This is a genomic window from Micromonospora sp. NPDC049230, from assembly GCF_040647875.1.
In the GTDB taxonomy this organism is placed as follows: Bacteria; Actinomycetota; Actinomycetes; order Mycobacteriales; family Micromonosporaceae; genus Micromonospora.
Window position 1 is genome coordinate 216214 of record NZ_JBEZCZ010000004.1, and the last position, 19929, is coordinate 236142.

The 19929-nt window shown below is 70.7% G+C and carries 14 protein-coding genes and 1 pseudogene; 8 read left to right on the plus strand and 7 right to left on the minus strand.

What is annotated here, in order from left to right; translation table 11 throughout:
* Positions 1-176: 176 nt before the first annotated feature.
* The 3 genes from AB0A95_RS05495 to AB0A95_RS05505 form a co-directional block, all read right to left on the minus strand.
* On the minus strand, positions 177-5108 hold the full coding sequence (locus AB0A95_RS05495) for a carbohydrate-binding protein (protein WP_357554438.1): 4932 nt from the start codon (positions 5106-5108) through the stop codon (positions 177-179).
* Between the two features lie 152 nt (positions 5109-5260).
* Positions 5261-5980, minus strand: a complete 720-nt coding sequence (locus AB0A95_RS05500; RefSeq protein ID WP_357554439.1) for a hypothetical protein — start codon at positions 5978-5980, stop codon at positions 5261-5263.
* A gap of 171 nt (positions 5981-6151) precedes the next feature.
* Entirely contained in the window at positions 6152-6319 is a 168-nt protein-coding gene (locus tag AB0A95_RS05505) for a type II toxin-antitoxin system HicB family antitoxin (protein WP_357554440.1), read from the minus strand.
* Positions 6320-6411: 92 nt separating this feature from the next.
* Here AB0A95_RS05505 and AB0A95_RS05510 point away from each other — a divergent pair.
* Positions 6412-6664 (plus strand): annotated as a pseudogene (locus tag AB0A95_RS05510) (hypothetical protein).
* 337 nt (positions 6665-7001) lie between these two features.
* Here AB0A95_RS05510 and AB0A95_RS05515 read toward each other — a convergent pair.
* The gene (locus AB0A95_RS05515) at positions 7002-7754 is read right to left on the minus strand and encodes a TIGR03089 family protein (RefSeq protein WP_357554441.1); all 753 of its coding nucleotides are present in this window, start codon (positions 7752-7754) and stop codon (positions 7002-7004) included.
* Positions 7755-8048: 294 nt separating this feature from the next.
* Between AB0A95_RS05515 and AB0A95_RS05520 the strand changes: the two genes are divergently transcribed.
* Both AB0A95_RS05520 and AB0A95_RS05525 read left to right on the plus strand, forming a co-directional pair.
* Entirely contained in the window at positions 8049-8990 is a 942-nt protein-coding gene (locus AB0A95_RS05520; RefSeq protein WP_357554442.1) for an esterase-like activity of phytase family protein, read from the plus strand.
* Positions 8991-9578: 588 nt separating this feature from the next.
* Positions 9579-12365, plus strand: a complete 2787-nt coding sequence (locus AB0A95_RS05525) for a putative Ig domain-containing protein (RefSeq protein WP_357554443.1) — start codon at positions 9579-9581, stop codon at positions 12363-12365.
* Positions 12366-12554: 189 nt separating this feature from the next.
* Here AB0A95_RS05525 and AB0A95_RS05530 read toward each other — a convergent pair whose 3' ends face one another.
* The 3 genes from AB0A95_RS05530 to ligD (AB0A95_RS05540) form a co-directional block, all read right to left on the minus strand.
* A complete protein-coding gene (locus AB0A95_RS05530; RefSeq protein WP_357554444.1) occupies positions 12555-13604 on the minus strand; it encodes a hypothetical protein in 1050 nt (349 codons plus the stop codon).
* 105 nt (positions 13605-13709) lie between these two features.
* Positions 13710-14621 (minus strand): non-homologous end-joining DNA ligase, encoded by a 912-nt coding sequence (gene ligD / locus AB0A95_RS05535; RefSeq protein ID WP_357554445.1) that lies wholly within the window; start codon positions 14619-14621, stop codon positions 13710-13712.
* A complete protein-coding gene (gene ligD, locus AB0A95_RS05540) occupies positions 14611-15552 on the minus strand; it encodes a non-homologous end-joining DNA ligase (RefSeq protein ID WP_357554446.1) in 942 nt (313 codons plus the stop codon). The genes ligD (AB0A95_RS05535) and ligD (AB0A95_RS05540) overlap by 11 nt, the downstream gene beginning before the upstream one ends.
* An 85-nt stretch (positions 15553-15637) precedes the next feature.
* Here ligD (AB0A95_RS05540) and AB0A95_RS05545 point away from each other — a divergent pair, with 85 nt between their 5' ends.
* The 5 genes from AB0A95_RS05545 to AB0A95_RS05565 all read left to right on the plus strand — a co-directional run bounded on the left by AB0A95_RS05545 (position 15638) and on the right by AB0A95_RS05565 (position 19926).
* Complete coding sequence (locus tag AB0A95_RS05545) at positions 15638-16663, plus strand: Ku protein (RefSeq protein WP_357554447.1); 1026 nt, start codon at positions 15638-15640, stop codon at positions 16661-16663.
* Between the two features lie 75 nt (positions 16664-16738).
* Entirely contained in the window at positions 16739-17377 is a 639-nt protein-coding gene (locus AB0A95_RS05550; protein ID WP_357554448.1) for a DUF4241 domain-containing protein, read from the plus strand.
* Positions 17378-17523: 146 nt separating this feature from the next.
* Positions 17524-18198, plus strand: a complete 675-nt coding sequence (locus AB0A95_RS05555) for an FKBP-type peptidyl-prolyl cis-trans isomerase (protein WP_357554449.1) — start codon at positions 17524-17526, stop codon at positions 18196-18198.
* A gap of 214 nt (positions 18199-18412) precedes the next feature.
* On the plus strand, positions 18413-19240 hold the full coding sequence (locus AB0A95_RS05560) for a hypothetical protein (RefSeq protein ID WP_357554506.1): 828 nt from the start codon (positions 18413-18415) through the stop codon (positions 19238-19240).
* Positions 19237-19926 carry an HAD family phosphatase gene (locus AB0A95_RS05565; protein ID WP_357554507.1) on the plus strand — a complete coding sequence of 230 codons (690 nt, stop codon included), beginning with the start codon at positions 19237-19239 and terminating at the stop codon, positions 19924-19926. Before AB0A95_RS05560 ends, AB0A95_RS05565 begins: the two co-directional genes overlap by 4 nt.
* Positions 19927-19929 lie beyond the last annotated feature (3 nt).

Consider the following 19929-nt stretch of genomic DNA (forward strand, 5'->3'; position numbering starts at 1 on the left):
CACCGCACGGATTTGATCGACTCGGGTTTCAGGAAGTCGCGGCATCCGAGGCCCGTCGACACCCCGTCTTTCTGAAAACCGAGTCGATCAAGGAGGGAGGGGCCGCACGGCACGGGCCCGCACGCGCACCGGCCCGGGACCAGCAGCGGTCCCGGGCCGGCACTGCGCGAGCCGGACTACTTGATCAGCTTCCAGGGGCCGACCCTGTCACCCGGTTCCTGGCCGCGGGTCCACCACTTCGCCTCGTAGACGTGACCCTTGAAGGAGACCCGGTCACCGGCGTTGTAGACCTTCGTGAGCGTCCAGGCCGCCGGGCTGTTGTCCGGCGGGATGGGGGCGATCTCCTCCCAGGAGCCGTTGCGGTCGCCCGGCTTCTGGTTGCGCGTGTACCACTGGGCTCGCCACTTCCTGCCGTCGTACATCGCGAAGTCGCCCGAGTTGAAGATCCGCGACGCGGTCCAGATGGCCGTGCCGTCCTCGGTCATGGCGATTTCCTGCCAGGCCCCGTTGGGGTCGACGCCCGGCTTCTGGTTCTTGCTGTACCAGGAGGCCCGGAAGACCCGGCCCTGGTAGGTGGCCCGGTCCCCGTCGTTGTAGACAATCGACGAACTCCACTCCGCCGGCAGGTTCACCGTCAGGGTGGTGGTGGCCTGCACCGCAGTGAGGTGGTCGTCGCCCGAATACGACGCGGTCAGCAGGTGCTGGCCACCCGCGAGGCCCACCGGGAGCGTGAACGTCGCTACGCCGTTGGTCACCGTGGCCGAGCCGCGGACAGTCGTGCCTTCGCGCAACTCCACCGCACCGGTGACCGGCGTGCTGCCGGCCGCGACCCGCACGGTCACCGTCGCCGCGGTGCCCCAGGTGGCCGGGGCGGCGGTGACTGTCATCGTCGGGACCTGCTTGGCGGTCGTGAACACGGCCGGCTGGGCCACCGCCTCGCCGCCGTCGGCGCTCCTCGCGGAGACGATCCAGCCGTACGAGGTGCCTGGCAGGAGCTTGTCCCAGGTCGCCGTGGCGACACCGTTCGAGGTGACAGCGTCGGTGCCGATCGTGCCGGACGGCACGTACGCGGCCAGCGAGTCGGTGGCGAACGAGGTCTTGCGGGTGGTGAGGTCCACCGGCAGTGTCAGGTTGTCCTCCGAGCCGTTGTAGCGCGGCTTGGGCTGGCTGCCGTCCTGGCGGACGTCGTACTCGGTCGCGCCGAAGTTCTTCAGGAACGGCGAGTACGTGTCGATGTGCATCTCGGACCGGTCCACGTCGAACTGGAGCAGACGCAGGAAGCTCGCCCCGAACTGCAACCGGTCGGTGGCCTTGTGGTCCGGTTTGCCGTCCCCGTTGACATCGATGGTGCCGTCGGTAGCCACCTGCTTCGGCCACAGCTCGGCGGCGGTCACCGTGTAGAACTGGTAGTCCGCCAGCAGTTCGACGACGTCGTGGCTGACTGTCACGCCGATCTTCGACTTCAGGTTGGTGCCGACGCCGTGCTCGTGGCCGGCGAGGACCAGGAAGACGTTCGGGTTGGTCTCGACGACCTGTTTGAAGAGCGGCGAGCCGTCCGGTGCGGAGAAGTCCGCCCCACGGCCGTCGGGGTTGGGCGACGGCTTCAGGTAGTCGTGGGAGAGCAGGATCCCGTTGCGGTCCTTGTACCGCTTGAAGATCGAGTCAGCCCACTTGGCCTCGGCCGGCGTGACGCCGTAGGACAGGCCGACCGCCACGAAGTCCAGGCCACCGGCGGAGAAGAGCAGGTAGTTGTTCTGGTTGTCCTTGCCCGGCGTGACCGTACCGTCGGCCTTTGTCACCTCGTCCCACGCGTGGTATTCGGTGCCCCTCGGCCAGGACTTCGCCGTCCCGTAGTACCGGTCGGCGCTGAAGGTCCGGCTGAACCGGGACGTGGGGCCCGTCTCGGCGCCCAACTGGTCGTCGTGGTTGCCCGCGATGACCTGGTTGACCACACCGTTGTCGTCGAGGATCTTCTGGAAACCGGAGGCGGTGGCCAACTCCTTCTCCACCTGCTCGTGCAGGCCGGGCCGCTTCAGCGTGCCGTCCGGGTTCTTGGCGAGTGGGTCGTAGTAGTCGTTCTCGATGACGTCGCCGGTGTGCGCGGCGTACGCGATCTTGCGGCTGGCCGCGTTGTCGGCGATCCACTGCATCTGGTCGCGGTACGCCGCCGACCAGATCGCCTGCTCCTCGGCAGTCTCGACGTCGGAGGGCTCGGCGTTGCCGTCGAAGTCGTCGTACGTGCCGCCGGCCGCACCCTCGGTGACGTACTGGGTGTCGGTGAAGTGCGCCAGCGAGAAGTCGTACGACGCGGGATCCTCGAAGCGGTCCTTGTCGTTCTGTGCCGACGCGTCGTGCGGCGACAGGTCGTCGGCGAACGGGTCCTCGCCGGTGACCAGCACGTGCACGACGCGGCCGTCGTGGTAGCCGGCCTCGATCTGCGCGGTCAGGACGGTGTCCTGCCCGACCTGCCCCCGCGAACTGGTCAGCACCACCCATTTCTTGGTGGCCGGGTGCCACGCCCGCAGCGCCACGATCCGCGCCGGGTCGACGGTGCCCGACCAGCGCAGTGTCGGCTCCTGCTTGGTCGCGCCCAGCGGCAGGTCGTACCGCTGGAAGATCACCCCACGGCTGGACGGGGTGTCGATCGTCGCACCGTCGAGCGGACGCAGCGAGGCGACGTCGACGGTCTTGTCGTGCTGGACGTCGAGCGTGGTCGGCACGTCGGCCGCCTCGCCCTGGTAGCCGCTCGTGGGCAGGACCACGTCCGCCCTGGTGAAGGTGGCGGTCAGCCCGACGCCCTCGGCGCCGGGGATCCGGGCGGACAACTCGGCCGAGAGCGGGTCCGTGCTCTTGACCGTCGAGTTCAGCTCGGTCGGAACGTCCGGGATGCTCGCACTGCTGAAGCGCACCTCGCGGGTGGCGGTGTTGCCGAGCGCGTCGGTCGCCGTCAGCGCGATGGTGTGCGCACCGGCCGGCAGGCCGTGGCCGATCTGGTCGCCCTGCTTCACGGCCGTGCCGTCCAGCGTGACGACCGGCGTACCGGCCACGCCGGAGGCGTCCTTGACCTTGAGGTTGAGCGCGACCGCCGCGGTCAGCCGCTGCCCGGCCGCCGGCACGCTGCTCTCGATCTCCGGGGCGGTGTTGTCGGTGGTGAAGCGCCGCGTCGAGGTCTTGTCACCGACGACCGCCCTGATGGTGTGGACGCCGTCCGCGATCGAGGTCGTGTCCACGTCGGCGCGCTTGCCCAGCGCCGGCAGCGCCGCGCCGTCGGGCGCGGTGACGTCGAACAGGACCATCTTGGTCAGCACCGCGTTGTAGCTGCTGCCGCAGGTGCCGTCACCGAGGTACGTGGTCACCTGGGATCCGGGCGGGTAGCTCCCCGAGCCGATGGTGACAGTGGTCTGCGCTATCGAGCGGGTCAGCTGGGTCGCCTTCGCACCTGTCGGCAGCAACTGGAAGTCCCGCAGCGTGAAGTCGTCGAAGTTGTCGCAGCCGCCCGGCTTGGCACTGCCGTGGTCGTTGCCCGCGACGAACTCCACGGCGTTGACACCGGGCACCAGCCACTCGTTCGGGAAGGCGAGGTCGGCGACCTCCTTCTCCCACATGCCGATCTCCAGCGGGATGCCGTTGATCAGCACCTTGTTGTCGTACCCGTTGTCGCTGCCGTTGCCGCCGACGAACACCTTCAGGTGCGCGTCGCCGCCGCTGCCGAGGGTGTCGACAGTGCGGGTCGTCGGGGCGTCCGCGATGGTGAAGTGGAACTCCGCGTCCTTGTTGGCCGCGCAGTTCCCGTCGCCCAACACCAGCGTGGCGGCGGTCGTCTCCGCCTTCGTCACGGCCGTGCCGCTTGTGGTGACGAGGTACGTGGTGCCGGCCGTCACCGTGCCCGCGGTGCTCAGGGCGAGGCTCGTCGCCTCCCGGGTGAGGGTGAAGTCGTCGTGGTTGGCGCAGGTCGCACCGTTGAGAGTGCCGTTGTAGTCGCCGGTCCGGATCTCGACGACGTTGTCACCGAGGTGCAGGAACCGGGTCGGGAACGCCAGCCTGACGTCCTCCGCTCCGGTGGCGCCGTAGTCACCGCCGAGGTCGACCCGGTGGCCGTTGACCAGCACGTAGCTCTGGTAGCGGGCCTCGATGGAGTTGCCCGCCTCGACCCGGAGGCCGAGGGTGGCGGTGCCGGTGGCCAGTGCCTCCGCGTTCTCGGCGGGCTTGTCGTCGATGGCCAGCGACTCGACGTGCTCCTTGCCACCGCTGGGCAGCGCGGCGATGACCGGACGCGTGCCACGGATACGGGCACCGTCACCGGGGGTGACGACTGCGGCGCCTGCCGGTGAGTTGTTGACGTCGACAGTCACCGACGTCTTCGCGCCCGACAGGGTGGTCGCGCTGACCGTGTGCGTACCGTTGGTCAGCTTCGTGGTGTCCAGGTCGGTACGCAGGCCGGAGGTGCTGCCCGGTTGGCCGGAGATGACGAAGGTCAGGGCCTGGTTGAGCAGCTTCGCGGAGCTGCCGCAGGTGCCGTCGCCGAAGCTGTAGCTGAACAGGTTCTGCTCACCGTCGGCGACCACGCCGAGCAGGCTGAGGCTGATGCTGCTCAACGCGTAGTCGTCGTAGTTGGGGCAGCGGCCACCCTCACCGTTCGGCAACTCCTCGTAGCCGACGGCGGTCTTGGTGGTCGTGTCGACCCAGTTCGCTCCGGCCTGGACGGTGACGGTGTTCGTGCCGGGCTGCAACCAGTCACCGGGGAAGTCGAGGGTGCCGACCTGCCCGCCCGGGATGTCCGGGAGGTACACCCGGTCGGCCTCGGCGGTGTGGCCGTTGACTGTGATGTAGTTGCGGTAGCGGGCTTCGGTGCCGTTGCCGCCCATCTCGAAGGCGAAGTGGGCGGTGCCGGCGGTCTTGGTGGCGCCGATCCGGTCGCCGTCGACGGCGAGGGTGGTGACCGAGTCGTTCTCGGTGACCGGCTCGACGACGACGGGGACCGTGCCTTCGACGTTCTGCCCGTCGGTCAGGTTGATCAGCGGCATGTTACCGCTGGTCGGGACCGTCTGCGCTCCGGCGAGGGTGGGGCTGAGGGTCGTCGCCGGTCCGGCGATGAGCAGGAGCGCCACCGCGGACAGGAGTCCGTGTGTTCGCTTCCTACGCGCACGTGGTGCGTGCGTCATGGCGAGGTTTCTCCTTTGTTGGGCGCGAGGAACCGCCGACGTCGAGCACCGGAATGCCGACCGTGGCGGGCAAGGGGGGCCAGAGCGGGTGGCCGGTCTCAGGACGACTGTCGGGGGCGGGCGACCCGCCGGCGACGTACCTGGCGTCGCAGCAGTGTGACGACGGCCGCGACGAGCAGCAGGGGGCCGACACTCCGGGCGACCTTCCCGGCGGTCGCGCGGTCGTCGTCGGCGACGTTCGCCCCGCTCGCGGCGGGCGCGTCGCCGAGCGCCCAGTCGTGGGCGTACCGGCCGGGGCCGTACACCTGGCGCTGGCCCTGCGGGCCGGTCGCCACCGTCTGGTACGCGGGGTCGAGATCGCTCAACATCCGGACCTCGATGCGGGCCGCGCCAATCGGCCCCGCGCAGGTGTAGTCGACGTCCACACCGGAGCCCGCGAGGTCGCCCGGCGGGTCGACGGTGCCGGCGCACGCGTGTCCGTCGCTGCTCACCGTCATCTGCGTGAGCAGGTAGTTCGTGAACGGCGCGGACGAGGCGAGGATTCTCGCGTCCGAAGCCTGGAAGGAGATCGCGCCGTCGAGCAGAACACGGTCCTGCGGCAGCAGGCCGAGCCGGACGCCGAGCAGGGTCAGTTCGTCGACGCCACCCGCCTTCCACGTCAGGCGCACCACCTCGGGACGGGTCGCGTCCGCCGCGATGGTCACTGTCTGCGGATAGCCGTACGGGTGGGCCTGGGCGGGGACCGCCGTCGCGAGCAGGGTGAGGGCGAACGCCACCGCGGTCACGACGCGGCGGGGCCACAGTGCGGCTGAGGGCATGCCAGCGCTCCGGTCTACAGGTGCTGTGGCACGCCGGTGGGCGCGGCCGTTCAGTGACCCTGCCGGCCGTCGGCGAACTCGCCAGGCGAGCTTGATGAGAAGCGAGCGCAGCGGGGATGAACAGTTAGTTGATCAACTGGGCTCTCCAGCACGCCACGGGCTGTCGACCACTCAGGCGGCGCTGAGCTTCCGCAGGACGTACTGGTTGAGGCTCATGCCGTCCTCGGCGGCGTGGATGGCCAGCTCGCGGTGCAGGGTTTCGCCGACGCGGAGGTTGAACTTGCCCGAGTAGCTGCGCTCGGCGAACGGCTGCGGCACCTGCTCGTCCTGCTCCTCCATGTCCGCGATCACTTCACGCAGCAGGTCCCAAGCGGTACGACGCGAGAGCGCACCCCGGGGCGGACGGTCCGTTCGACGAACCGCCGCCTCCGATGAGCGACCGTTGGGTGATCCACCTGCCGATCACCGCGCCGGACCTGCTGCGCGCGCGGATCTTCGCGCGTACCGCGGGTTCGGGTGTTGGTCCGGCTCACCGCGCGTGTCGAAGCGGGCGGGGTGACCGTCTCCGCCGAGGACCAGCAGGGCGTACGTCATTGGGTGTTCTGTGATCGACCACTGCCCGGCGGCGGGCGGTGTGGGCTGCCCACCGACCACACGGCGCGCTGTGCGCGACGCCCGCGCTGACGCGAAGCCAGCGGCCGGCCGGGGCTTGGCGGCGACGTTCAGCGGAAGAAGCCACGCACGAGCACGGCCAGGCGGTGCGCGTGGCCGGCGCGGCGGAGCCGGCCGCTGCGCGCATCAGCGTGACCCGCCACCGCCGTCGTCGTCTCCTGGACGCCGCCCTGCTGTTCGCCCGGTAACCACCGGCCCCCTGCCGCGCGGCACAGGCTTGATCGACTCGGCCTTCTGAAAATCGGGGCATCCACGACAGGCTGATGCCCCGATTTCACGAAAGGCGAGTCGATCAAGGTGCGAGGCCGCGCATAGGTGAGCGCTAGTTGATCGACTGCCCCGGACGGCGTCAGAGGATGCGCGTCACCCGCTCGGCGGCGACAATCGCGTCCCGTCGCGCCGGGTCGAGGTTGGCGCTGATCACCACTGACGCACCGGCCGAGAGCGGCGCGAGCAGCCACTTCAGGGGCTCCTCGTGCTCGGCGGCGTCGACAAGCAGTCGATCGCCGGCGCGCAGGTCCAGCATCTTCGCGTACTCCTGGGCGATCGCACCCCACTGCCCGTAGGTGGTGCCGTCCGCGGTGGCCGGGTCCGACGGGCGGATGGCGGTGTGGTCGGGCGTGGCCTCGCCGTGGCGAAGCACCTCGGCGGACCAGTCCAACCAGCCCAGCGGCACGTCGGCCAACGGCCCCGGGCCGGTGCCGACGAGGTAGCGGTGGGGGGCGTCGGGCACGTCCTCCAGCCAGTCGTCCTGCCGCTCGGGGGTCACGAGGACCGCGTCGAACGGCCGGTCACCGCCCGGTTCGAGCACCGCCAGGCCCGCCGTGGCGCGCGGCCGGAACGACACTGCCAGGCCCGAGGCCCACGCGCCCAACAACACCGCGGCGGTACGCCAGTGCGGCGGCAGCAGGACCGCTACGCGGCTGCCGGGGCCGAGACCGCAGCCGTCCCGCAGCAGGCTCGCGCTGCGTGCCGCCCAGGAACCGACCTGCTGTGCGGTCAGGTCGACGCGCTCGCCGGTCGCCTCGTCGCGGTAGCTGAGCAGGGGCTGCTCGGCATCGGCGGGCTGGGCGACCAGGTCGGCCGTGACTGTTGGCTGCATCTCCACGCTCCCCGGGTGCGGCGTCGGCACCACCCTACTGAACGACTTTGGCCGCGGCGGTCGTCGCCCGATGGCCGTGTCGGGTGGCCGGCGCACGGTACAGGTGACCCCCGTAACGCCGAGGGCGGTGCTTCGCCGACTGTTCATGTCGGCGCAAGCTGACGCTCCCCGACAGCTGTCAGCCTCCGTGCGGGTACGACCTGACGGCCCGAGGGGCTGCTGCCCATCCCGTCGCGCGGGCTGCTCGCGGTCTCCAGTGAGGAGGACGACGCCTCGGTCAACGTCCGCGCCTCGGTGTCGCTCTTCCAGCTCGGCAGGGGCACCCCGGCGTTCCCGAGCATCGTCTCCGGCGCGGACCGCACCGGCACCCCGATCGGTTGGGGCGCGCTCGGCGCGTTGAGCGCGGTGCCGGGCAAGCGGGACCAGCTCTACAGCGTCACCGACGCGGCGTACGGCCAGACCCGGATCCTCACCATCGACGCGAAGCGGTCACCCGCGGTGATCACCGGCGCGCTGCCGGTGCGGGACGCGGCTGACGCACCGGTCGGGTACGACGCGGAGGGCATCGTCGCCCGCCCGCAGGGCGGCTTCTGGCTCGCCGTCGAGGGTGCCAAGGGTGCGGAGAACAAGCTGGTCCGGCTCGACGCCGCCGGGGTGACCCGGCAGACCGTCGCGCTGCCCGCCGAGGTCGCCGCCGCCCTGGGCAAGCAGGGCTTGGAGGGCGTCACGGCGACCACCGACCGGCAGGGCCGGGAGATCGTCTGGGTGGCCGTGCAGCGGGAGCTGAGCACCGACCCGGCCGGGATCGTCCGGCTGGGCCGCTACGACGTCACGGCGGGCACCTGGAGCTGGTACGGCTACCAGCTGGGCGCCACCACCGTGCCCGGTGACTGGATGGGCCTCTCCGAGATCACAGTGGTCGGCGACCGGCTCGCGGTCATCGAGCGGGACAAGCTGAACGGCCCGGCCGCCACGGTCAAGCGGATCTACACGGTGCCGCTGCCCGCCGCAGCGGCGACCGGCCCGCTGACCGTGCTGCCGAAGACGCTCGCCGTCGACGTGCTGCCCGCGCTGCGCGCCACGAACGGCTGGACCCAGGAGAAGCTGGAGGGCCTGACCGTGGCCGGCAACGGCGAGGTGTACGCGATCACCGACAACGACGGGGTGCAGGACGCCACCGGCGAGACGGTGCTGCTGCGGCTCGGCCCCAGCCGGAAGGTCTTCGAGCACCGCTGACCCGGCACCGATCGGGCCCGGCGTCCACCCGCGTGACGCCGGGCCCCCTTTTTCGCCAGCACAAGGCTTAGCGACACCTGGCCGTCTCGTCGATGCCAGAGTCGAACAGTTTTTGCGGTCGCGCACAAGGCAGTGAGAAAAACGGCCGCACCATCGGCGCCGACATTGACAACCACCGCACAATCCCATGAACCACGCAAGATCGACACCTCGGCGAACTGATCACAAATGATGATGGCGATCGGCAAAGCACCAGGTCAGAGGACATTCCGAGATCAAGTGCAACGCCCGCGACTGTCTGATTAATGACCGTAACCCTCTCGGCTCACTCGACTCCAGCGCGCACGACCAGGAATTGCGACTATTCCGATCCGACGGGGCCAGAGAGTGTCGTTCTTCCTATTGCGCCCGCACGACACCGACATGCTATATATCTAAGTGCATTTATCTCATTAAATGAGATGGAGGCTCACGTTCAGGTCCGGCGGAAATTGTCCACCGGGCGAGCTGCGGCGACCGCCGCAGTGGTGCCACGGCAGCCGCGATCGGACCTGAAGCGAGTTTTGCGCATCTAGAGCTAGGAGTCGCATGTCGAGTTCGAGTCGTATCCGGGCGCTCGCGGGATCGGTGCTTGCCGTCGCACTTGTCGTCGCCGCAATGGGCCCCGCACCAGCGTCCGCCCGCCCACCGGGCGCCGCCTCGGCCACCCAACCCAGCATGGCCGCCAGCAGATCACCAGCCGTGTTCACCGACTCGGCGAAGGCCGCCATGGCTGGCAAGGCCGCCGTGGCCAGCAAGCCGGCGGCCAAGGCCGCCAATAAGCCCGCCGCACCCGCCCGCCCAACCGCCGGCAAGCGCGGCGGCACCGCCCTGGTCACCTGGAAGAAGCCGGCGGCGAACGGCAGCACGATCACCGGGTACGTGGTGACGCCGTACCGCAACGGCAAGGCCACCAAACCGGCGACCTTCGACGCCTCGACCACGAGCCGCCCGGTGAAGATCTCGACCAGCGGAAAGTGGACCTTCACCGTCGCCGCGACCAACAGCGTCGGCACCGGCCCGGCCAGCAAACCGTCAGCTCTGCCCCGGGTGCTCGCCCTGCCGAGCGCGCCCACCATCGTCGCGGTCAACGGCGGCTCCATCACGGCCGTGTTGAGCTGGACCCGACCGGCCTCCGACGGCGGGGCCACGATCACCGGTTACGTCATCACCCCGTACATCGCTGAGGTTCCCCAGCCCGCGCAGGTCGTGCCGCCGGTGATCACCGCGACCGCGACCGGCCTGGTCTCGTCGGTCACCTACACGTTCACTGTGGCGGCCCGCACCGCGCTCGGCACCGGTCCGGAATCGGCACCGTCCCTGCCGGTCACCCTGGATGTGTCGCCAAACATCGACTTCGTCGGCGGCGAGGGCACTGTCAACGCGTCCTACCTGGGAAACCTCGTCGTCTCCCAGGGCGTACCGCCCTACACCTGGTCGATCGCCCCGAGCCCGATCTCCGGAGATCTGCCCCCCGGGCTGTCGCTGCAAGCCAACACCGGCGCCATCACCGGCGTGCCCACCACCGACGGCCTCTACCCGGTCATCTTCCGCGTGCGCGACGCCACCGGGCTGGAGGGCACCCGCCTGATCGTCCTCGAGATCAACGCACGACCCCAACTCATCGCCCCGACGCCTCCGCTCGCCGAGGTGGGCGCCCCCTACACCGACCGGCTCAACGTGCTCGGCGGGACCGCGCCGTTCGCCTGGTCCGTCGCGTCCGGCGCACTGCCGCCCGGCCTGACCCTGGGCCCGGCCAACGGGTTGATCGAGGGGGCGCCCACCCAGGCCGGCACCTACGGGGTCGACGTGCAGGTGATCGACGCCTTCGGCGCGACAGACGTCCAGCAGATCCGCCTGGTGGTCCAGGAGCGCAGTGTGGTCACCCTGGCGGCCAGCCAGACGACGGCGGTCTTCGCGCACGAGGTGACCTTCACGGTCAACATCGGCCCCGGCGAGGCACAGGGCACTGTCGACCTCTCCGACAAGGCCGGCGGGGCCACCACCCTGCTCGGCACCTTTCCCATCACCTTCAGCCGGGCCACGTTCACCGTCCGGATGCCGCAGTTCGGGGTGAACACCTTCCAGGTGCAGTACAACTCCACGAACACCAACGCGGTCGCCTTCTCCAACACGGTGAATGTCCAGGTGAACGGGGAGACCGGCCAACTGCTGATCTCGGAGTTCCGTCAGTCCGGCATCGGCGGGCCACTCGACCAGTACGTGTCGCTCTACAACGCCGCACCGATCCCCATGCCGGTGACCGGCATCCGGATCGAGGCACCCGATGGCACGGTTGTCACAGTGCCCGCGACCAGGCTGGCCATGGAGCCCGGGGCCGCCTTCCTGATCACCGCGCCGCGTTACGCGCTGGGATCGGTCGCCGAACCGGACGTGATGGTCCCCTACCTCGGCGAGGCCGGCGGCCTGCGAGTCAAGTTCCCTGATGCCGCGACGCCGGAGGCCGGCACACTGGCCGACGCCGCCGGCTCCGCAGACGGCTTCCATCGCGGCACCGCGCTACAGGCGTTCACCAGCCAGCCGTACGTCCGCGCCACCTGGGCCCGGCTGCGGCACGCCGGCAAGCCGTTGGACACCGGAAACAACCTGTCCGACTTCCGGCTGGTCGCCACCGTGCTGGGCCCGATCAACGGAGTGCCGTCGGCGCTCGGGTCACCGTTCCCGCGCAACTCAAGTGGGGCGCGGGTCCGCAACGACGTGATCCAGGCGACCCTGCTGGATCCGGGCGTGCGCGCCAATGTCGCGCCCAACCGAGAGTACATCCCGGCCACCCCGACCAGCTCACGGAAGATGGTCCTCCGGCGAGTGATCACCAACCGGGCCACCACTCCAGCGACCCAGATCATCCTGCGGATCTCCACAATCAGCCAAAAGAATGGGCCGCTCCCACCGGCCGGCTCGACAACCCCGCCCCCCTACGCCGACCTGCGGGCTGCCAACCCGGCGACACCGACCAGCACAATCACGCTGAGCGACGGCAGGATCGTCACGGTGAACAACCTGCCGATGGACTTCCCGGCAGAGGACCCACCGGGCGGCGGGCTGTTCACCCGCTTCAGCCTGCCGCTGCCGATCGGTGGGTTGCCAACGGGCGAGTCGATAAACATCGCACTCACCCTGTCGATCGAGACGCCGGGACCGTTCTGGATCGGCTGGGACCTCCTCGCCCTGGGGGTCAGCTCGTCCAGCCCGGCAACCCTCGCCCAGTCGAGCGAGGCCAAGGCCAAGGCTGCGGCCAACCTGGACACCGGCTCGATACCGAAGGCCAAGGCCAAGGCCAAGCCGGGCAAGGCAAAGGCCACCGCCCGACGCTGACCGCACCAACCCTCGCGGGCGGCGGCCGAGTGGCCGCCGCCCGCGAGGTGTGTCCAGACGATCGCGATCCCGGCCGGTACGCCTCCGGTCGTCACGCGCCTTCACACCGGAAGGTCACCGAAAGTTGTCACGTCTGCCGGAGGTTGTCCCACCCCGCCGGGCTGGAAGGTGGCGGTGCACCCCGGGAGGTTAGGCAAGCCGCCGGGCGCGGGTGGCGGTGACCGTCGCGGTGCCACTGCTGGACAACCCCGAGATCAGGTACGCCCGGTAGGTGCCATTCGGCAGCACCGTCCACAGGTCCGGGGTGCCGTCGGCGTTGATGTCGGCGGCCTGCAACGCGCTGATCGCGACGCCGGTGTTCCAGTTCGTCGCCACCCGGTACTGGGTGTGCGTCAACGTGCCGGTGCCGTCACCGTTGTCGACCATGGTGACCCCGGTCCACAGGTACAGGTGCCCGGTGCCAGCGTTACGCAGGAAGAGAGCCACCCCCGACGCGGTCTCGGTGCTGGCGATGGTCCAGTTCTGCCAGTCCGCCGCGCCGGTCGGCGTGGGGTTGGTCAGGTCGGTGACACCGAAGTAGAGGCCCGGCGCGGAGAAGTTGGGGTGGTAGCCGAGCCGGTAGCCGTTGGTGGCGTCGCCGGCGATGCCGAACAGATCCGGGATGCCGGTGTCGACGCCGTCAGCCTGGAACGCGTTCGCGAGTTGCAGCGGGCTGTTGCCGTTGGCGTCGGCCAGAAACTCGCCCGGAATGGAGAACTGGTTGTTGTAGGGGCTGGGCATCGTGCCGTCTCCGGCACCGCGGAGGACGCCGCCGATACCGGCGGCGGTGCCGGTCGGGTAGTAGTAGAGGAAGTCCTGGCGTTCGGTGCCGGTGAAGCGACCGGTGATGACCTGGGCGCCGTCGAAGTCCGCCCCGGACTCGTTTCCGGTGACACCATTGCCGAGTAGGCCGATGTTGGTGGCCGGGGTCTGCACTTCGCCGGTGCCGACGCCGGTCCTGCGAGACTTCAGGCCCAGCGCCGACCAGACCCCGGAGGCCAGGCGAGTGCCTGGGCCACCGACAGCGACCAGGTCCGCGACGCCGTCACCGTTGAGGTCCTTGTCGACCGGACCGGCGGTGACGATGGGGGTGGGCTTCGCCGCGGCCTGGGCCGGCAGGGCCGGGGCGAGCGCGGTCAGCGCCAGCGCCACGGGCGCGGTCCAGGCCAGGACGCGGCGGGAAGTGAAGGACTTCGTCAAGGGTGCCCCCGTGTGGTGAGGAGTTGGGGCTCGGACGGTACCGAACAAGAACAACTCTTACGACCCGGTTCAGGGCCTGTGGTCCGCGCCCGCTCGGTCGGCTTGCTAGGCCGGCAGTTCCGGGCCGCCGTCGAGCAGCGGGGCGAGCAGGTCGTCGTACTCCTCGACCCGGGTCAGCACCTCGGCGGCGGTGAACTGGCGGACGGCCGGTTTCCGGCCGCGGGCGCCGGCCTCGACCTCGTCCCAGGTCAGCGGCGTCGACACCGACGGCACCGACTGGGCCCGCAGCGAGTACGGGGCGACAGTGGTCTTCGCCGCGTTGTTCTGGCTCCAGTCGATGAAGACCTTGCCGGGGCGCAGGTTCTTCGCCATCCTCGACACGATCAGCTTCGGGTGCTCCTTCTCCAGCTCCTGGGCGATCCGCCGGGCGTACGCGGAGACGTCGTCGGAGGACTGGGTGCCGGCGATCGGGCAGCAGAGCTGCATGCCCTTCTTGCCGGACGTCTTCGGGTACGACTCGATGCCGTCGTCGGCGAGCCGGTCGCGCATCAGCACCGCCACCGGACAGCACTCGGCGAGCCCGGCCGGCGGCCCCGGGTCCAGGTCGACGACCATCATGTCCGGGTGTTCGCCGACCTTCCACTGCGGCGTGTGCAGCTCCAACGCGGCAAGGTTGGCCAGCCAGACCAGGGTGGGCAGGTCGTCGGCGACCACGTAGTCGATCGTCTCCCGACCCTTCGTCGACCCCGGCGCGGGCAGGTTTTCCACACGCACCCAGTCCGGGGTCGCGGCCGGGGTGTTCTTCTCGAAGAACGACTTGTCGTCGACCCCGTTGGGGAAGCGGATCCGGGTCACCGGCCGGTCGCGCAGGTGCGGCAGCAGCACCGGCGAGATCCGGGTGTAGTAGTCGATGACCTCACCCTTGGTGAAGCCGGCCGCCGGGTAGAGCACCTTGTCCAGGTTGGAAAGCTCCAACGGGCGACCCTCGACGTCCACCCGTAGCCGCTCAGCCGGCATCGTCGACCTCCTCGGGAGGCTTGTCCGGGCGCAACCGCAGCACCCGGGGGAAGCGCAGTCGGCCGTCCGGGGTGCGCTGGCCGTACTTCACCTCCACCACCACCCGGGGTCCTACCCAGATGGCACCCCGGGCATCCTCGCGCGGAACACCCGGCGCGAACGGTGACACGCCGGAGCGCAGCGGCTCCAGCTCGGCGAGGAGCTGCCGTTCGATGGCCGCGCCGATGCCGCCACCGACCCGACCCCGGTAGACCAACCGGCCGTCCGGGCCGGGCACGCCGACCAGCAGCCCGCCGATCCGACGCGCGCCCGGTCGCCAACCGCCGATGACGAAGTCGCCGGTCACCTCCAGCTTGACCTTCACCCAGTCCGGCGAGCGCACCCCCGGGCGGTAGACGGCACCGACCCGCTTGGCCATGACGCCCTCCAGACCGTGCTCCCCGGCGGCCTCGTAGGTGGCGGGGCCGTCGGCGAAGACCGGCGGCACCGCCCAGCGGAGACCACCGAGGGCGAGGGCGTCCAGGGCCTCCCGGCGGCGCTCGTACGGCCACCCGGTCAGGTCGTCGCCGTCGAGGCGGAGCACGTCGAAGATCATGTACGTCACCGGCATGACCGCGGCCAGCCGGGCTGCCTTGGCCCGGTCCCGGACGTGCATCCGCTCGGCCAACGCGGTGAACGACGGCTGCCCGCCCGCACCGAGCAGCACCACCTCGCCGTCGAGCAGGGCGTCGTCGACCTGCTCGTTGAGGGTGGCCAGTTCGGGGTACGCGGCGGTGATCTCCACGCCGGAGCGGGCGTACAGGTGCTGGTCGCCGCCGCGGATGTCGGCGAGCGCGCGGACCCCGTCCCACTTGAACTCGTACGCCCAGTCGGCACCCGCCGGGAGCGGCCCGGTCATCGCGAGCATCGGCTTGAGCGGCGCGCCGGGCACGACCCGACTGTAGTAGCAGGCCGAACACCTCGCGTCATGTTCTTTCGGATGCGAGCATTGTCGATACCGGGGAAGGGAGCGCAGGATGCGTGCCATCTGGAAGGGAGCCGTGTCGTTCGGGCTCGTCTCGATCGGGGTGAGGCTCTACTCCGCGACCGAGGAGAAGGACATTCGGTTCCACCAGGTGCACCGCGAGGACGGCGGTCGGATCCGCTACAAGCGCACCTGCTCGGTCTGCGGCGAGGAGGTCACCTACGACGACATCGCCAAGGGCTACGACATCGGCGGCGGCGAGATGGTGATCCTCACCGACGCGGACTTCGCCGACCTGCCGCTGACCAGCTCCCGCGCGATCGACGTGCTGGAGTTCGTCCCGGCCGAGCAGGTCGACCCGATCCTCTACAACAAGGCGTATTTTCTCGAACCGGAGGGCACGGCCACCAAGCCGTACGTGCTGCTGCGCGACGCGCTCATCGACTCGGAGCGGGTGGCCATCGTCAAGGTGGCGCTGCGCCAGCGGGAGCAGCTCGCGACGCTGCGGGTCCGCGAGGGGGTGCTGCTGCTCAACACCATGCTCTGGCCGGACGAGATTCGTACCCCGGATTTTGGTTTCCTCGACGAGGACCTCAAGGTGCGCCCGCCGGAGTTGGCGATGGCCAGTTCCCTGATCGACTCGATGACCGGCGAGTTCGAGCCGGACGTCTTCACCGACGACTACCGGGCCGCGTTGCAGGAGGTCATCGACGCCAAGGTGGAGGGCCGGGAGGTCGTCCAGCCGGAGGAGGCCGAGGAGGCCCCGGCCGCAGCGGTGGACCTGATGGCCGCGCTGAAGGCCTCGGTGGAGCGGGCCAAGGCGTCCCGCGGCGAGCAACCCGCCAGTGGCGGCGGTAGCGGCGAGCCGACACCCATCTCGTCGGCCCGGTCGGCGCAGAAGGCGGCGGAGAAGAAGGCGGCCAAGGCCCCCGCGAAGAAGACAGCGGCGAAGAAGACGGCCGAGAAGAAGGCCGCCGAGCCGGCGAAGAAGACCGCCGCCAAGAAGACCACAGCGAAGAAGGCGGAGCCGGCGAAGAAGACGGCCGCCCGCAAGACCGCACCCCGCAAGAGCGCCTGACCGGGTACGGCAGCGACGGCGGTGTCCGCCCGGTTGGGTACGCTCCGCCGGCCGCTGGCCACCGGAGGAGCCCTCATGCCGTACACCCCTGACCTGGACCGGTTGTTGACGTCCGGCGCCCGTTTCACCGACCAGCACGGCGCGTACCTGATCGAGGCCCACCCGGTGGGTGACGTCGTGCTGCCCACCGGCCAGGTGGTCGGGTGCGACCCGCTGGTCTGCCCGGAGGCCGAGCCGTTCACAGTGACAGTGCCGCCGGGGCGGTATGCCGCCCGCGCCTGGGTGGCCGTGGTGCTCCGGGAGGACGCCGAGGTGGACAGGCGGGTGGCCGCGTTCCAGCTGCTGGTCTCCGACGAGCCGACCACCCACTGGGAGCTGGCCGTCGCGGGCGACCAGGACATCGCCACGCTCGGTGCGGACGACTACTTCGGGTACGGGGTGGACGCCGGCGCCGGCACCCTCGCCGACCCGACAGCGCTCAGTGTCCTGGAAGGCTGGGACCACGACCAGGTCGAGCGGGTCTTCATCCCCGACGAGCCGCCCTCGTCCCCGGTCCCGGGGCTGATCACCGCCGTCCTGGACGAGGCAAGCGGCGCCAACGTGGTCACCGTGACCACCGGTTGGGGCGACGGCTGCTACGGCACCTGGATCGGCCGTGCCGCCGACGGCCGGGTCACCTCGTTCGTGACGGACTTCATGGTCGTCCCGGAATAACCAACCGGCAACGGCACCGAACCGCCGCGTTGGGCGATCCGCCACGTCCGCGGCGGGCACGGTGGGCCGTGGTGCGGGTACCGTGTGCGTCGGCTTTCCCCCCGGCACCGGGTGCCGGCCACACTTCGCAGCAGGGAGTCGACGACGTGAGCGAGCGGACGCAGCAGACGGGCCCGGACCAGAGCCCGGCAACCAAGTCGGGGCGCCGGCTGGCCGCCCAGTTGGCGGCGAAGAAGGCCGCCGACCGGAAGCGTAAGCGCAACGCGGTGATCAGCGGCCTCGCCGCCGTGGCCGTTGCCGGGGTGCTGATCGGCGTCTTCGTGACAATCGGTGGCGGGGGCGACGACAAGCCCAAGAACCAGGCCGACGCGACCCCGTCCGCGACCGTCCCGGCCCCCGACGAGCCCGCCGCGCCGCCCGCCCCGCAGCTGCCCGCGGACGCCGATCCGGCGCTGAAGACCAAGCCGACGGTGAAGCCGGGCACGGGCGAGCTCAAGAAGCTCGCGGTCACCCCGCTGATCAAGGGGACCGGCCCGGCCGTCAAGAAGGGCCAGAACATCACCACCAACTACGTGGGGGTGTTCTACAAGGACGGCAAGGAGTTCGACTCCTCCTGGAAGGGCGGACAGCCGGTGACCTTCCCGATCGGCGTCGGCCAGGTCATTCCCGGCTGGGACCAGGGCCTGGTCGGCGTGACGGTGGGCAGCCGGGTGCAGCTCGACATCCCGGGCGAGCTGGGCTACGGCAACGACCCGGCCGCCGCCGGTGGGCGCCCGACCGGCCCGCTGCGCTTCGTGGTGGACGTGCTCGCCGCCCAGTGACCTGCGGCGTGCTCGCCGCCCAGTGATCTGCCCGGATCGCCCCGGTTGTCGCCGGGGCGCGATGGAGTTGTTCACATGGGGCTTCCGGCCCGTCACCCAGCGGCAGTAGGTTCGGCGTCACCCCGGGCGGTTCGCCGCCCGGGGTGAGATCCGGGACTCCGACGCGGAGGTGCAGATGACGGCGCTGGACGAGCCTGGGCGGGCCGCCCGGTCGATGTGGGCGTACTTCGAGCCGGTGCACGCTGTCACCTACCTGCACCCCCGGGCCCGTGCCGCGTTTGAGGCGGTGGGGCTGCGCGGCTACTGGCGTGGCTACTTCGCCGGCCGGGCCGCGCCGCTGGGCGCCACCGAGGCGGCCCCGGTGATCGCCGCCTTCTTCAACTTCGCGCCGCAGATGGTGACCCGCGCGCTGCCGGCGGTGTGGCGGTTGGCCACCCCGCCGGAGGCGCTGCGCGCCCGACTGACAGGTGCCGTGCAGGCGCTCGCCGAGCTGACCTACGAGCTGCCGGAGTCGCACCTGGCGGAGGCCGCCGACCTGCTGGAACGGGCCGCCTCGGCGGCGCAGACCGCCGGCCGGGTGCTCGGTGCGGCCAACGCGGCGCTGCCGGTCGGGGAATATCCGCTGGCGCGGCTGTGGCAGGCCGCCACCACGCTGCGCGAACACCGGGGCGACGGGCACGTGGCGGCGCTGGTGGCCGCCGGCCTGGACCCGGTGGAGACGTTGACCTGGCGGGTCGCGTTGGACGGTTCGCCGCCGCAGTACCTGCTGGGCCGGGGCTGGTCCGAGGAGCAGTGGCAGGCCGCCCGCGAGCGGCTGACGCGGCGGGGCTGGCTGACCGGCGACGGCGCGCCCGCCGAACAGGGCCGGGCCGAGTTCCAGGCCGTGGAGGACGCCACCGACCGGGCCGCCGCGCACCCGTGGCAGGCGCTCGGCGCCCCCGGCACGGACCGGCTCCGGGAGCTGCTGGAGCCGATCGCCCGGTCCGGCCACACCCTGCTGCCCGAGAGCAGCCCGCTCGGCCTGCCCGCGCTGCCCGGCTGACCCGCCGCGCACCGGTCAGGCAGGATGGGCCCGTGACAGATGCGGTGGTCTTCGACCTGGACGGCGTGATCGTGGATTCCGAGCCGGTGTGGGAGGAGGTCCGCCGGGCGTACGTGGCGACGCACGGCGGGACGTGGCAGCCGGACACCCAGAAACGGCTGATGGGGATGAGCACCGGCGAGTGGGCCCACTACCTCAGCGGCGAGCTGGGCGTCGGGCGTACCGCCGAGCAGGTCGCCGTCGAGGTGGTCGAGGAGATGACCCGACGCTACCGGGCCCACGTACCCCTGATCGCGGGCGCCGATGAGGTCGTCCGCCGGCTGGCCGGGCGGTGGCCGCTGGGGTTGGCCAGTTCGTCGCCGACCCGGCTGATCGAGGCGGCGTTGGCCGCCACCGGCCTGACCGACGCGTTCGGCGCGACCCTGTCCACCGAACAGACCGAGCGGGGCAAGCCCGCACCCGACGTCTACCTGAGCGTCGCCGAGCGCCTCGGCGTCGACCCGGCCCACTGTGTGGCAGTGGAGGACTCGTCGAACGGGGTGCGGTCGGCCGCCGCGGCGGGGATGCGGGTGGTGGCCGTGCCGCACGGCTCGTATCCCCTCGACCCGGACGCCGCCCAACTCGCCGTGGTGACGCTGGGGCCGATCGGTGAGCTGACCCCGGAGCTGGTGGACAGCCTGGGTTGACGC